The sequence below is a fragment of the Streptomyces sp. NPDC048479 genome (genome assembly GCF_040651435.1).
In the GTDB taxonomy this organism is placed as follows: Bacteria; Actinomycetota; Actinomycetes; order Streptomycetales; family Streptomycetaceae; genus Streptomyces.
On sequence record NZ_JBEZKA010000001.1, the window covers coordinates 531396 to 543543 of the forward strand.

At 71.6% G+C, this 12148-nt stretch carries 12 protein-coding genes; 7 read left to right on the plus strand and 5 right to left on the minus strand.

The window, feature by feature from the left end:
* Positions 1–158: 158 nt before the first annotated feature.
* Positions 159–2699, plus strand: a complete 2541-nt coding sequence (locus AB0D12_RS02415; RefSeq protein ID WP_362676207.1) for a M14 family zinc carboxypeptidase — start codon at positions 159–161, stop codon at positions 2697–2699.
* 81 nt (positions 2700–2780) lie between these two features.
* On the opposite strand, the gene AB0D12_RS02420 is transcribed toward AB0D12_RS02415, so the two are convergent.
* Together AB0D12_RS02420 and AB0D12_RS02425 are read right to left on the minus strand one after the other, a co-directional pair.
* Positions 2781–3209 (minus strand): organic hydroperoxide resistance protein, encoded by a 429-nt coding sequence (locus AB0D12_RS02420; protein ID WP_362676209.1) that lies wholly within the window; start codon positions 3207–3209, stop codon positions 2781–2783.
* A gap of 67 nt (positions 3210–3276) precedes the next feature.
* Complete coding sequence (locus AB0D12_RS02425; protein ID WP_362676211.1) at positions 3277–4296, minus strand: NADP-dependent oxidoreductase; 1020 nt, start codon at positions 4294–4296, stop codon at positions 3277–3279.
* Between the two features lie 91 nt (positions 4297–4387).
* Between AB0D12_RS02425 and AB0D12_RS02430 the strand changes: the two genes are divergently transcribed.
* Positions 4388–4813, plus strand: a complete 426-nt coding sequence (locus tag AB0D12_RS02430; protein WP_362676213.1) for a MarR family transcriptional regulator — start codon at positions 4388–4390, stop codon at positions 4811–4813.
* A gap of 40 nt (positions 4814–4853) precedes the next feature.
* Here AB0D12_RS02430 and AB0D12_RS02435 read toward each other — a convergent pair whose 3' ends face one another.
* Positions 4854–5477 (minus strand): hypothetical protein, encoded by a 624-nt coding sequence (locus AB0D12_RS02435; RefSeq protein WP_362676215.1) that lies wholly within the window; start codon positions 5475–5477, stop codon positions 4854–4856.
* A gap of 233 nt (positions 5478–5710) precedes the next feature.
* On the opposite strand from AB0D12_RS02435, the gene AB0D12_RS02440 reads away from it, so the two are divergent.
* Positions 5711–6283 carry a hypothetical protein gene (locus tag AB0D12_RS02440; RefSeq protein ID WP_362676217.1) on the plus strand — a complete coding sequence of 191 codons (573 nt, stop codon included), beginning with the start codon at positions 5711–5713 and terminating at the stop codon, positions 6281–6283.
* Between the two features lie 124 nt (positions 6284–6407).
* The gene (locus AB0D12_RS02445) at positions 6408–7451 is read left to right on the plus strand and encodes a rod shape-determining protein (RefSeq protein WP_362676219.1); all 1044 of its coding nucleotides are present in this window, start codon (positions 6408–6410) and stop codon (positions 7449–7451) included.
* Between the two features lie 177 nt (positions 7452–7628).
* On the opposite strand, the gene AB0D12_RS02450 is transcribed toward AB0D12_RS02445, so the two are convergent.
* Positions 7629–8054 carry an Lrp/AsnC family transcriptional regulator gene (locus AB0D12_RS02450; protein WP_362676221.1) on the minus strand — a complete coding sequence of 142 codons (426 nt, stop codon included), beginning with the start codon at positions 8052–8054 and terminating at the stop codon, positions 7629–7631.
* A gap of 70 nt (positions 8055–8124) precedes the next feature.
* Here AB0D12_RS02450 and AB0D12_RS02455 point away from each other — a divergent pair, with 70 nt between their 5' ends.
* The 3 genes from AB0D12_RS02455 (at position 8125) to AB0D12_RS02465 (ending at position 11941) form a co-directional block, all read left to right on the plus strand.
* Positions 8125–8748 (plus strand): LysE family transporter, encoded by a 624-nt coding sequence (locus AB0D12_RS02455; RefSeq protein WP_362676223.1) that lies wholly within the window; start codon positions 8125–8127, stop codon positions 8746–8748.
* Positions 8749–8913: 165 nt separating this feature from the next.
* Complete coding sequence (locus AB0D12_RS02460) at positions 8914–10323, plus strand: acyl-CoA synthetase (RefSeq protein WP_362676225.1); 1410 nt, start codon at positions 8914–8916, stop codon at positions 10321–10323.
* Positions 10316–11941 (plus strand): carboxyl transferase domain-containing protein, encoded by a 1626-nt coding sequence (locus tag AB0D12_RS02465; protein ID WP_362676227.1) that lies wholly within the window; start codon positions 10316–10318, stop codon positions 11939–11941. Before AB0D12_RS02460 ends, AB0D12_RS02465 begins: the two co-directional genes overlap by 8 nt.
* Here the strand turns inward: AB0D12_RS02465 and AB0D12_RS02470 are convergent.
* On the minus strand, positions 11892–12146 hold the full coding sequence (locus AB0D12_RS02470; protein ID WP_362676229.1) for a hypothetical protein: 255 nt from the start codon (positions 12144–12146) through the stop codon (positions 11892–11894). The genes AB0D12_RS02465 and AB0D12_RS02470 overlap by 50 nt on opposite strands.
* Between the last annotated feature and the right edge of the window lie 2 nt (positions 12147–12148).

A 12148-nucleotide genomic window follows, 5' to 3' on the forward strand; every position in this document is an offset into this window, starting at 1 on the left:
CCATGAGTCCCTTTCCGCGCCTGCGAACCACAGGTCGGGCCGCACGCCGAGCCGGATGTCATATTCAAGCCCCCCTTGTTGTTCGGCAGTTGAACCGGTAGACCGCTGCGTACTGATCGTTGTGCCGATCGATCCCCACACTCCGGAGGCACGTACGCATGGGCCTGTCACGTCCCGTCCTGATCGCCACCGCCGTCCTCGCCGGGGCGGTGCTTCTCGCGCCCGGCGCGGCGACCGCCGCACCCGGTCGCGACGGCCCGCATCCCGTACGCGAAGGGGGCGGGCGCGACACCGCAGTCGCGAAGGCTCCGCTCTCGGCCGCCGCCAGGGCGCTGGGGACCGCGGCCCCCGAGCTCGCGAAGAGCGGTGGATATCCCCGCAGAACCGTCCTCGACACACCGCCCGCGAACCCGGCCGACAAGTCGATCAAGCTGGGCCTCGCGCCGTACCACTCGCTCGCCCCTCGGCTGAACGCCCTGCAGAAGCTCGGCGACCGGGTGAGCGTCGAGGTCTCCGGGCGGTCGGCCGGCGGGCACCAGCTGTATCTCGTCACCGTCACCGCGCCCGAGAGCTCCCACCAGGCCCGTGAGCAGGAGCGGATGCGGGAGCTGATCGAGAACTCGCCCTCGGCCGCCGCCAAGGACAAGCGGGTCAAGTCCTCGTACAAAACGCCCGTCTTCATCAACAACAACATCCACGGCAATGAGTGGGAGGGCACGGACGCCGCCCTGAAGCTCATCGAGGACCTGGCGAAGGCCAAGGGCGGCACGACCGCCGAGCTGCTCGCCAAGAACCGGATCTACCTCAATGTGACGGCCAACCCGGACGGCCGGATCGCCGGGACCCGCGTCAACGCCAACGGCTTCGACCTCAACCGGGACTTCATCACCGGCTCCCAGCCCGAGGCACGCGCCATCCGGCAGATCGCCATCGACAAGCAGCCGGCCGTCATGCTCGATCTGCACGGGTACGTCAACGGCACGCTGATCGAGCCGACGACTCCGCCGCACGGCGAGAACTACGAGTACGACCTCTTCCTGAAGAACGCCTATGCGAACGCGCTGGGCATGGAGAAGGCCGTCAACGGGCTCGGCTACACCCCGGCGAAGGACGGCGTCGAGCCCGCCGTCATCCCCTTCCGGGACCAGAAGGAGGGCTGGGACGACTGGCCGCCGATTTTCACCCCGCAGTACATGCCCTTCCAGGGCGCGATCGCCGCGCACACCATCGAGTTCCCGATGGCGGTCAACAACGAGGAGTACGACACCCTCCCGGTCGCCGAGCTGCGCCGCCGGGCCGGGATCAACAAGGACATCGCGGGGGCGGCCATGCGCGCGACCCTCGACTACACACGTACACACCGGGCTTCGGTGATCGCCGACCAGATCGAGACGTTCCGGCGGGGCGCGGCGGGCGAGGCGCAGCGGCCGGTGTCGGAGAAGACCGTGCCCGGGGTGCCGGGCATCGGGCCCGAGGACGTATACACCACGACCTTCCCGCGGGCGTATGTGATTCCGGCGGGACGCGGGCAGAGGTCGGCGACCGCGGCGGCCCGGCTGGTGGACCATCTGGTCGCCAATGACGTACGGGTGGAGCGGGCGATCCTGCCGTTCCGGCTGGCGGGCCGCGGTTATCCGGCGGGTTCGTATGTCGTCGACATGCGCCAGCCCAAGCGCGGCATCGCCAATGTGATCCTGGCCGCGGGCCGGGACATCAGCGCGGACGTCTCCACGATGTACGACATCTCGGGCTGGAGCCTGGGGCTGCTGTGGGGCGCGAGTGTGGACAAGGTCGCCGCCGGCGGGCTGGATGTGGTGGGGCATACGGTCCATGCCGCGGCGCCGACCGGATATGTCGCTCCGTTCGGGGATCTGCGGCTGCGGCTCGACGACCCGAAGGAGCTCGCCGCTCTCAACTCGCTTCTCGCGCGGGGCGTGACGGTGCGGCGCGCGGCGGACGGTTCGGCGATCGTGCCCGGCTCGGCCCGTCGTGCGGCGGCCGTACTCGCCGACCGTCACGGGGTCGCCTTCTCGGCCACCAAGGAGAAGGGCAAAGCCCAGCTGCACCGGACCAGGGTGGCCGCGGCCGTGACCCCCGGTGAGCTGTTCGCGCTGCGCGAGATGGGCTTCGAGACCCAGTCGGTCTCGACGGCCGTGCTGAACGCGGGCTATGACTTGTCGACGGCGGATGTCCTGTATGTGTCCAGCGGTCTGCAGTACGGGAAGCTGAATCCGGCCGCCCGCGGCGCGCTGAACGCCTTCCTCGCGGGCGGCGGCGCCGTGGTCGCTCTCGGTGCGGACGGCGCGGCCTTCAACACCGAGGCGGGGCTGCTCACGGCCAAGCCGATGGCGGGCAACGGGGACGCGAACGGCGTGGTCCGGGTGGCCAATGCGGCCGGCAGCCCGGTCACCGGCGGCGCGCCCGCACACAGCTTCGTGTACTCACCGCGCTGGTTCACCGACCTCGGCCCGGGTGTACGCGTCGAGCAGTCGTACGGCTCCGGGAACCCGCTCGTCGCGGGCCACTGGCGGTCGTTGGAAGACGGTACGGGTGGACCGAAGGACGCGGCCGGCAAGGCGTCGATCGTCAGCGGCAGGGCCAAGGCGGGCGCCCCGGTCGTGCTGTTCGGCACCGAGCCGCTGTTCCGCGACCATCCCAAGGGTGTCTTCGCGCAGATCGGCCGGGCGCTGCTGCTGTAGCGGCGGCGAAGTGACCTGGTGATACGGCCGAGGCCCCACTCCCGCGCGGGAGTGGGGCCTCGGTCTTCAGCTGTGCCGTTGTCAGGCGACGGCGAGCTCGACCTTGATGTTGCCGCGGGTGGCGTTGGAGTACGGGCACACCTGGTGCGCCTTCTCCACCAGGGCCCGGGCGGTGGCCTCGTCGACGTTCGGGATGGAGGCGGTGATCGCGACCTCCAGGCCGAAGCCGCCGGCCTCGTTCTTGCCGATGCCGACCGAGGCGATCACGGTGGAGCCCGAGATGTCGGCCTTCTCCTGGCGGGCGACGACACCGAGCGCGCCCTGGAAGCAGGCGCTGTAGCCGGCCGCGAACAGCTGCTCCGGGTTGGTGCCGGCGCCGCTGCCGCCCAGCTCCTTGGGCGGGTTGACGACCACGTCGAGGTTGCCGTCGTGGGAGGCGACACGGCCGTCACGGCCGTTCTCCGCGGTGGCAACGGCGGTGTAGAGGACGTCTATGTTCTGGATGGACATGCGGAAGGTTCCTCCTGAGGTGTCGCCGCGACTCGCGCCCACGGATCGCGGCGGTCTGGCGATGAGCCTATCGGGTGAGCGAAACGATCATCTTGCCGGTGTTCTCACCACGGAGGAGGCCGAGGAAGGCGTCGAAGCCGTTCTCGATGCCCTCGACAGCCGTCTCGTTGTACTTGAGTTCCCCGGAGGCGATCCAGCCGGCGACCTCCTGCACGAACTGCGGCTGGAGGGCGGCGTGGTCGCCCACGAGGACGCCCTGCAGGCGCAGTCGCTTGCCGATGATCATCGGCATGTTGCGCGGGCCGGGGGTCGCCTCGGTGTTGTTGTACTGCGCGATCATGCCGCAGATGGTCGCCCGGCCGTGCACGTTGAGCGAGGAGATCGCGGCCTCGAGGTGGTCGCCGCCGACGTTGTCGAAGTAGACGTCGATGCCGTCGGGGGCGGCTTCCTTCAACTGCTCGCCGACGGGGCCGTTCTTGTAGTTGAAGGCGGCGTCGAAGCCGTACTCCTCGACGAGGAGCTTGACCTTCTCGTCCGAGCCCGCCGAGCCGATGACGCGGGAAGCGCCCTTGAGCTTGGCCATCTGGCCGACCTGGCTGCCGACGGCGCCGGCCGCGCCGGAGACGAAGACCGCGTCGCCCTCCTTGAAGGAGGCGACCTCGAAGAGTCCGGCGTAGGCGGTGAGGCCCGTCATACCGAGGACGCCGAGGTAGGCGGAGAGCGGGGCGAGCGAGGCATCGACCTTGGTGGCGTGCTTGGCGTTCACCGTGGCGTACTCGCGCCAGCCGAGGCCGTGCAGGACATGGTCGCCGACCGCGAAGCCCTCGGCGTTCGAGGCGATGACCTCGCCGACGGCGCCGCCGTCCATCGGCTGGTCGAGCTTGAACGGCGGGACGTAGGACTTCACGTCGTTCATCCGGCCGCGCATGTACGGGTCGACCGAGAAGTGCAGATTGCGTACGAGGATCTGCCCCTCGCCCGGCGCGGTCACCCGAGCCTCACGCAGAGCGAAGTCCTCCGCCTTGGGCCAGCCGTGCGGGCGGGCGACAAGGTGCCATTCACGGCCGGATGCGGGAAGTGCGGACATGCTGCGTTCCTCCTAGAAAAAGCTTCATCTTCTGAAAGAACCATGCTCCTGGATATTTCATGTTGTCAAGTAACTGGGTATCCTGGTGCCCATGGCCACTCCACGAACTGATCCCCTGACCGTCGAGGTCGTCGAGCTCATCGGCAGCGTCGTGGCCCGTTACTACACGGAGTACGAGCAGGCCGCGGCCACGCACTCACTCACCGGTGCCCAGGCCCGGGTGCTGGGGCTGCTGGCCGTGGAGCCGACGCCGATGCGCCGTATCGCGCAGAAGCTGAAGTGCGAGCCGTCGAACGTCACGGGCATCATCGACCGGCTCGAGGCCCGTGGACTGGTGGAGCGACGCCCCGATCCGAACGACCGCAGGGTCAAGCTCGCCGCCCCGACCGAGGACGGCAGGGACACCGCGCGCAGACTGCGGGAATCGCTGAACTTCGCGCGCGAGCCGCTGGCGGACCTCTCCGACGAGGAGCGGACGGTCCTGCGGGACCTGCTCAAGCGGATGCTGGGCGAGTAAACTCCCGCCGCGCCCTGGCCAGCTAGCTGGAACAGGGCTCTTACAGGCACCACCAGAGGAAGCGGTTGCAGGTCTGCGTCGGGGTCGGCTCCGGCGGCGGGTCGGCCGCAGGAGGCTGTGTGGATTCGCCGGCCGAGGGCGAGGCGCTCGGCTGCCCGGAGGACGAGGGCTGCGCGCTGCTGGAGGGCTGATCGGCGGAGGACGAGGGCGACGCCTGGCCGCCTGCCCGGCTGCTCGCGGCCGGCCTCCCGCCACCGCCGCTGCCGTCACCGCTGCCGGTACCCGTGCCGGGCCCTGTTCCCGTGGGACGTACCGCAGTGGACGCGGACGCGGCCGTTTCCGTCACCGGATCCGGACCCTCGGGGGTCACATCGGCGTCCGTGGGCTCCGGTGCGGGCTCCGTCTCGGCGCTCGTGTCTTCCTTCACGGCGGTGGCGGCACCGTCGTCGCCCGGGTCCTCGATGGCCAGCTCCGCCAGACTCAGCGCACCTGCCGCCAGCACCAGGCCGACCGTACCGAGCAGCACCTTGCGGCCACGCCGCTTGCGCGCTCGGCGTGCGCCTGCGGCTTTGCGGCGCGGTGGAGCCTGCCGGCGCGCACGCCGATGACCCACGGGCTCGGACACCTCGTCCAGTTCGTAGACGTGGTTTTCCGCCGCGGGCATGCTGGGATGGTGACGCCTGAGCTCCTCGACGGGCGTACCGCATCCGGCGCAGGCCAGGGCCCCGTTGAGGTGCCGTCGACACTGGTTGCAGTAATCCATGGCGCCCGCAGATTATGCGGCGCGGTGGCACCAGAGGTGGATGGCCATGTGAGGATCCTGTGTGGAATCCCCACTTCCGCGGCGCGGCAGCTCGGCTGGGGACGACTGTGGCTCGCTGTTGCCGACGGGGCAGGATGTCGGGCATGACCACTGCCGCACCATTCGGGCCGCGCGACTTCCAGCTCGTACTGTTCCGCCGAATGGCCGACCACCAACCGGGGCTCGTCGAGGACGCCCGCCGCGAACTGGGCGCCTCGCTCGCCGAGATGCGTGAGGCCAACCGCCGCTGGCAGGCGATGGTCCGCTCCCCGAGAAAGCGCGGCGCGCTCGCACGCTACCGCTCGGTGCTCGGTGCGCCGGAACGGATCGCACGTCGGCGGATCGGCGACCTGGAGTGCGACGCGCTGCTGTGGCCCGTACCGCTCTGGCCCGATCTGCGCTTCGAGGTGCTGGCCACGGACGACGGAGCGGTGTGGAACGAGTGGCTGGTACGCGCGCCGGGGGCGGCGGCGCCCGAGCTGCGTACGGCGGAGGATCTGAGGCCCTGGTCGTGCACGGTGGACGAGGTGGCCAGAGCCTTCCCCCCGGCGAGGCCGATGGAGGGGTCGGCGCCGACCAGATCGCGGCTGGCGTTCACCCTGCCCGGCGGCGAGGCATGCGTCGCGGAGTTCACCTGGGGCTTGTTGCAGCGGCTGACGGTGGGCTGAGGCCGATCGGCCGAACGGATCTGGCGGGGCGTCAGTTCCGTACCCCCGACCGGCTCACCCAGCGCGCGCACCGCTCGCGGCGATCGCACGATGCGAACAAGTACCGCACTCGGGAGGATCCGCTGTGACCGTCAGCCTTGAACAGTTGCGCCGTTGCCATGTCGCCGTCGACCTGGGGGCAGCGAGGACTCGGGTGTTCGTGAAGGGGGCCGGGCTCGTCGTCGACGAGCCGAGCGTCGCCGCCGTGAACACCCGCACCGGAGCGCTGATCGCCGTCGGCGCACTCGCCGAAAAGATGACGGGCCGTACGCCCGACTACATCCGCGTCGCCCGCCCTGTCTCCGGCGGCACCGTCGTCGACATCGACATGGCCCAGCGGATGCTCCGTCATCTCCTCGGGGAGAAGCTCAGCCGCCAGCTGCGCCGCAAGCCGCGGCTGCGCGCCGCCGCCTGCACCCCGCACGACAGCGACCCGCTCGCGCAGCGCGCCGCCGTCGAGACCCTGGTGGGCCTCGGTGCCCGCCACGTCGAGCTGGTCGACACCCTGATCGCCGCGGCCGTCGGCTGCGGGCTGCCCGTGGAGGAGCCCACCGCGACCATGATCATGGTGTGCGGGGCGGCGACCACGCAGGTCGCGGTGCTCTCGCTGGGCGCGATCGTGACCGCCGAGCGGATCCCGGTGGGCGGTAACGCCATCGACCACGCGGTGATCCAGCACCTGCGCCACCAGCACGAACTGATGCTGCCCAGCCAGTCGGTCCGGCCCCTCCAACTGGCCCTGCACGGCAACGGCCTGAACACCCACGGGCCCGCGTCGACGGAGATCCACGGCCGGGACGTGGCCACCGGCCTCGCCCGCTCGGTGAAGGTCGACACCGCCGCCGTACGGGACGCCATCCACACTCCGCTCACCTCTGTGCTCGACGGCATCGGCAAGGTGCTGCGCGACTGCCCCCCGGACCTGGTCGCCGATCTCGCGGACCGCGGAATCATGATGGTCGGCGGCAGCGCGCTGCTGCCGGGCCTGGACCAGATGCTGCGCGATGCGACCGGGATGCCGGTGGGTATCGCCGAACGGCCCGACATCTGCGCCGTGCTGGGCCTCGGCGCGATGATGGAGGGCAAGATCCGGCCGACGGTCCTCGATCCGCTGGGCGAAGCCGGCTGACGGCGGGCGTGAGAGGTGGCTCGAGCGGTGATGTGAGCCGTGGCCTGATCGGTGACGTGAGCGCCGGGGTGCTCGGTGGCTCGAGCCGTGGCTCGAGCGGTACGGAACCGGCGCCCGGCTGTACGGCGCGCTCGGGGTCACCGACCCCGAGCGCGGCCGGATCAGCGGGCTGCCGCGCTAGCGGGCGGACCTCAGTGCGATCCGGGTACTGGACTGGGCGACCCCCGCCTCGCGCTTGAGCCGGCGCAGCAGGCCGTCCAAGGCGGGCGGATCGGCGGCTCGGGCTCGCAGGAGATAGTCGTGCCCGCCCGTCACATGGACGACTTCGGTGATACCCGGAAGCTTGAGCACGGCCTTCTCGAAGTCCTCGTTGGTGGTGTCGAGGCGGAGCGTGACATCGATGAAGACGATCAGGCCCGCGCGGGTGTCGGCGGCCGGGTCGACCAGCGTCGTGAAGCCCCGGATCACGCCCTCGCGGCGCATGCGACGTACCCGGTCGGCGGCGGCGTTGGCGCTCAGCCCGACCCGTACCCCCAGATCACGGTAGGAGATCCGCGCATCCTCCTGCAGGATGCCGAGGATTTCGCTGTCCAGTCGGTCCATACCGCGATTGTCGCAGTACGGACCGGAATTCGGCCGCGCGGACCACAGGCAGGGCGTGAGGGTGTGCGGCATGAGCGAGATGTGGACGACGGCGATGGCGGGCGCGGCAGCCGGCCTGGGGGTGGCGATGCCCGTGGGGGCGATGGGTGTGCTGCTCATCCAGGAGGGTATGCGCGACCGCCGGGGTGCGGTGGCCGCGGCCGCCGCAGTGGCGGTCGTCGACTTCGCCTACGCAGCCGTGGCGACCGCGCTCGGCCCGCTGGTCGCCTCCGCGCTCTCCGGCGTGGAGGCCCGGGTCAGGCTGGTGTCGGCCGCAGTGCTGGCGGTGATCGCGGTGCGGGGGCTGCTCGCCTCACGGGCCACCGGGCCCGCCGCGCCGGGAGAGAGCACGGGCGGCGCCGGGCCGGTGCGGACGTTCACCCGGTTCGCCGCGCTCACTCTGATCAACCCCACCACCGCGTTGTACTTCGCCGCCCTGACCACCGCTCAGGGCGCGGATCTCAGCGACGGCGGGGCCGGGCTGGTCTTCGTGGGCGGGGTGTTCGTCGCCTCGATGGTGTGGCAGCAGCTGCTGGTGGCGGCGAGCGGCCTCGCGGGGGCGCGGATCTCGGACACGGCCCGCGCCTGGACTTTCCGGATCGGATACGGCCTCGTCGCGGTGTACGCGGTCAAGGTGGCGCTGCCCCTGCCGTAACCGGTCGTCCCCCGGGCTGACGAGTCCGGTACGCAGCGCCAACACCGCTACCCCCTCACCTTGTTACGTCCGAGTAGCGGGGAGAATGATGCGGTGCGGGAGCGCGGACGAACAGTCACGTGAAACGACCCATGGCGACAGATGGCGACAGATGGAGGACGACGAGTGAGTGACCTCTTCCCGGTGCTGGCGGCCGGTACGGACCGGCGAGCCCTCCGTTTCGGCGAACGTGCGCTGACGTACGGCGAGCTGGCCGGTGCGGCGGGTTCGCTGGCCGGCCGGATCACCGCCGCGCGGCGGGTCGCCGTCTGGGCCACGCCCACGCTGGAGACGGCGGTGGGTGTGGTGGCTGCGCTGCTGGCCGGTGTGCCTGCCGTGCCACTGAACCCGAAAACGGGTGAGCGCGAGCTGGCGCATATCGTCGCGGACAGCGCGCCGTCGGTGGTGCTGGCCGGGCCGGACGACGAACTGCCTTCGGCGCTCGGCGCGTTGGAGCGGATCGACATCGAGGTCGCGGGTACTGCCGGCCCGCTGCCCGCGGAGCAGGACCCCGAGGCGCCCGCCCTGATCGTCTACACCTCGGGGACGACGGGCCCGCCCAAGGGCGCCGTACTGCCGCGCCGCGCGATCGCCACGACTCTGGATGCGCTGGAGGACGCCTGGCAGTGGACCGCCGACGACGTCCTCGTGCACGGCCTTCCGCTCTTTCACGTCCACGGACTGATCCTGGGCATCCTCGGCCCGCTGCGGCGCGGCGGGGAGGTGCGGCACCTGGGGAGGTTCACGGCGGAGGGCGTGGCACGCGAGCTCGCGAACGGCGGGACGATGCTCTTCGGTGTACCGACGATGTACCACCGACTGGCCGAAGTGCTCGATACGGACCCCCGGTTGGCGAAGGCGCTGGCGGGTGCGCGGCTGTTGGTGTCGGGTTCAGCGGCGCTGCCTCTGCACGACCACGAGCGGATCGCGGCGGCGACGGGACGGCGGGTGATCGAGCGGTACGGGATGACCGAGACACTGATGAACACCTCCGTACGCGCCGACGGCGAGGCGCGTCCGGGGACGGTCGGGGTCCCGCTGCGCGGCGTCGAGCTGCGGCTGGTCGACGAGAGCGACGGCATCGGCGAGATCCAGGTGCGCGGACCGAACCTCTTCACGGAGTATCTGAACCGGCCCGACGCGACCGAGGCGGCCTTCGACGGCGACTGGTTCCGTACCGGCGACATGGCGAGCCGCGACCCGGACGGCTATGTACGGATCGTCGGCCGCAAGGCCACCGACCTGATCAAGAGCGGCGGCTACAAGATCGGCGCGGGCGAGATCGAGAACGCGCTGCTTGAACATCCGGGGGTACGCGAGGCGGCGGTGACCGGGGAGCCGGACGCGGACCTGGGTGAGCGGATCGTCGCCTGGATCGTGCCGGCGGACCCGTTGGTGCCGCCCGCGCCGGAGGAGCTGTCCGCACATGTGGCCGCGCAGCTCGCGCCGCACAAGCGCCCGCGCGAGGTCCGCTTCCTCGATGCGCTGCCCCGCAACGACATGGGCAAGATCATGAAGCGGGCGCTCCATGGGTGAGCGGGTGACGGCCCGCGAGGCGATCGCGCTGGTCTGCGACGACTTCGTGGAGGCCGAGCCGGTCGGCCGGCCTTGCGTGCCGGACGGCCCGATCGCCTGGGAGGGGTACGACGCGGCCCGCGCGAGGGCCGCGGAGCGTACGGGCTCGAAGGAGTCCGTCGTGTACGGCGAGGCCACGCTCGGCGGCCGCCGGTGTGTGGTGGTCTCCTTCGAATTCGGCTTCCTGGGCGGCTCGTTGAGTATTCGCGCCGGGGACCGCTTGGAGGCCGCGTACGGCGCGGCGCGCGAACGGAGGCGACCGCTGATCTCGCTGATCGCGACCGGCGGCAGCCGTATGCAGGAGGGCATGGTCGCCCTCTCCCAACTCCAGCGCGTGGCTCATGCGTCGGTGCTGCTGCGCGACGCGGGAGTCCCGCACATCGCGGTCCTCCGCGACCCGACGACGGGCGGCGGCTGGGCCACACTGGGCGCGGGCGCGGACGTGATCCTGGCCCTGCCGACCGCACAGGTGGGCTTCGCCGGCTCCCGCGTACGCCCGCCGGAGGCGGATCCGGCGGCGTACACGGCGGAGGGCCAACTGGCCTCGGGTCAGATCGACGCGATCGTGCGCGGTGAGGATCTGCGGGAGGTGCTTGCGTACTGGGCGGGAGCGCTGGGCGCGGGGCTCGCCGGAGCGGAGGCCGAGGGCCACGCTGCGGGCGGGCCCGGGGTCCCGGGCGCCGCGACGGGAGCGGGCACCCCGGGAACGGGCAGCGGCGCCGGGGCGGGGCTCACCGCCGAGGGCGAACACGCCGGCCAAGCCGCGAGCGCCCCCGAGAGCGGGCCCGGCGACACGCCCGGTGACACGCCCGGTGACACGCCCGGTGCCGCTGGGCCCCAAGCCGCCCCGGCGGTCGCCTACCCGCCCCCTGTCGAGCCCGCTCCACCTCCGTACGCGCTCGGCGGGTCTCCCCTCCCCCTCACCGGATGGGACGCCGTTCAGCAGGCCCGCGCGCCCGGACGGCCCCGTGCCGAGGCGTATCTCGATCAGTACTTCACGCACCGCCGCCCCCTCCACGGTGACCGCTGCGGCGGCACCGACCACGGGCTGCTCTGCGGTGTAGGGCTGCGGGACGGGCGGCCCATCGCGTACGTCGCCCAGTGCGGCACCCCGACCCGGCCCGCCGGGTACCGGACCGCCGCCCGTGTCGTACGGCTCGCCGACCGGTCAGGGATTCCCGTGCTCACGCTGATCGACACCCCGGGCGCGGCCAATGACGCCGAGGCCGAGCGGGCCGGTGCGGGCGCGGCGATCGCCGAGCTGTTCTCGGCCATCGCCGCCGCCCGTACTCCGCTGACCAGCCTTCTCATCGGTGAGGGCGGCTCGGGCGGGGCGCTCGCGCTCGCCGCTCCCGGCAACACCTGGGCCACACCTGACAGTTACTTCTCCGTCATCGCCCCGGAGCTCGCCGCCGCGATCCTCAAGCGCGGGCCCGAGCAAGTGCCCCGGACCGCGGACCAGTTGCGGCTGCGGCCCCAGGACCTGGTGGAGCTGGGCGTCGTACGCGGGATCGTCGCCCCGGACCCCGTCAACCCGAACGCAGCGCCGACGGACGGTCCAGCATCCCCAGCAGGCTGACAAAGCTCGACTCCAGGAACGCCGCGAGCTCCTCGCGCGCACCCGGCTCGTCCACCGGCCACCCCGTCACCGCCTCCTCGACGAAGGCCATCCACGCCCGCGCCGCGAGCCCGAGGCGCGGCGAGTCGGGCATGCCCAGGCGCCGCTGACCGTCGGCGACCCGCTGGGCGACCCGCTCGCGGGTCGCCCCCACGATGTCGGCCACCG

Excerpts from the sequence above, each read along its gene's own strand:
- AB0D12_RS02415 (WP_362676207.1), top strand. The coding sequence starts at position 159 with ATGGGCCTGTCACGTCCCGTCCTGATCGCCACCGCCGTCCTCGCCGGG.
- AB0D12_RS02420 (WP_362676209.1), bottom strand. The coding sequence starts at position 3,209 with ATGTCCATCCAGAACATAGACGTCCTCTACACCGCCGTTGCCACCGCG.
- AB0D12_RS02425 (WP_362676211.1), bottom strand. The coding sequence starts at position 4,296 with ATGTCCGCACTTCCCGCATCCGGCCGTGAATGGCACCTTGTCGCCCGC.
- AB0D12_RS02430 (WP_362676213.1), top strand. The coding sequence starts at position 4,388 with ATGGCCACTCCACGAACTGATCCCCTGACCGTCGAGGTCGTCGAGCTC.
- AB0D12_RS02435 (WP_362676215.1), bottom strand. The coding sequence starts at position 5,477 with ATGCCCGCGGCGGAAAACCACGTCTACGAACTGGACGAGGTGTCCGAG.
- AB0D12_RS02440 (WP_362676217.1), top strand. The coding sequence starts at position 5,711 with ATGTCGGGCATGACCACTGCCGCACCATTCGGGCCGCGCGACTTCCAG.
- AB0D12_RS02450 (WP_362676221.1), bottom strand. The coding sequence starts at position 8,054 with ATGGACCGACTGGACAGCGAAATCCTCGGCATCCTGCAGGAGGATGCG.
- AB0D12_RS02455 (WP_362676223.1), top strand. The coding sequence starts at position 8,125 with ATGAGCGAGATGTGGACGACGGCGATGGCGGGCGCGGCAGCCGGCCTG.
- AB0D12_RS02465 (WP_362676227.1), top strand. The coding sequence starts at position 10,316 with ATGGGTGAGCGGGTGACGGCCCGCGAGGCGATCGCGCTGGTCTGCGAC.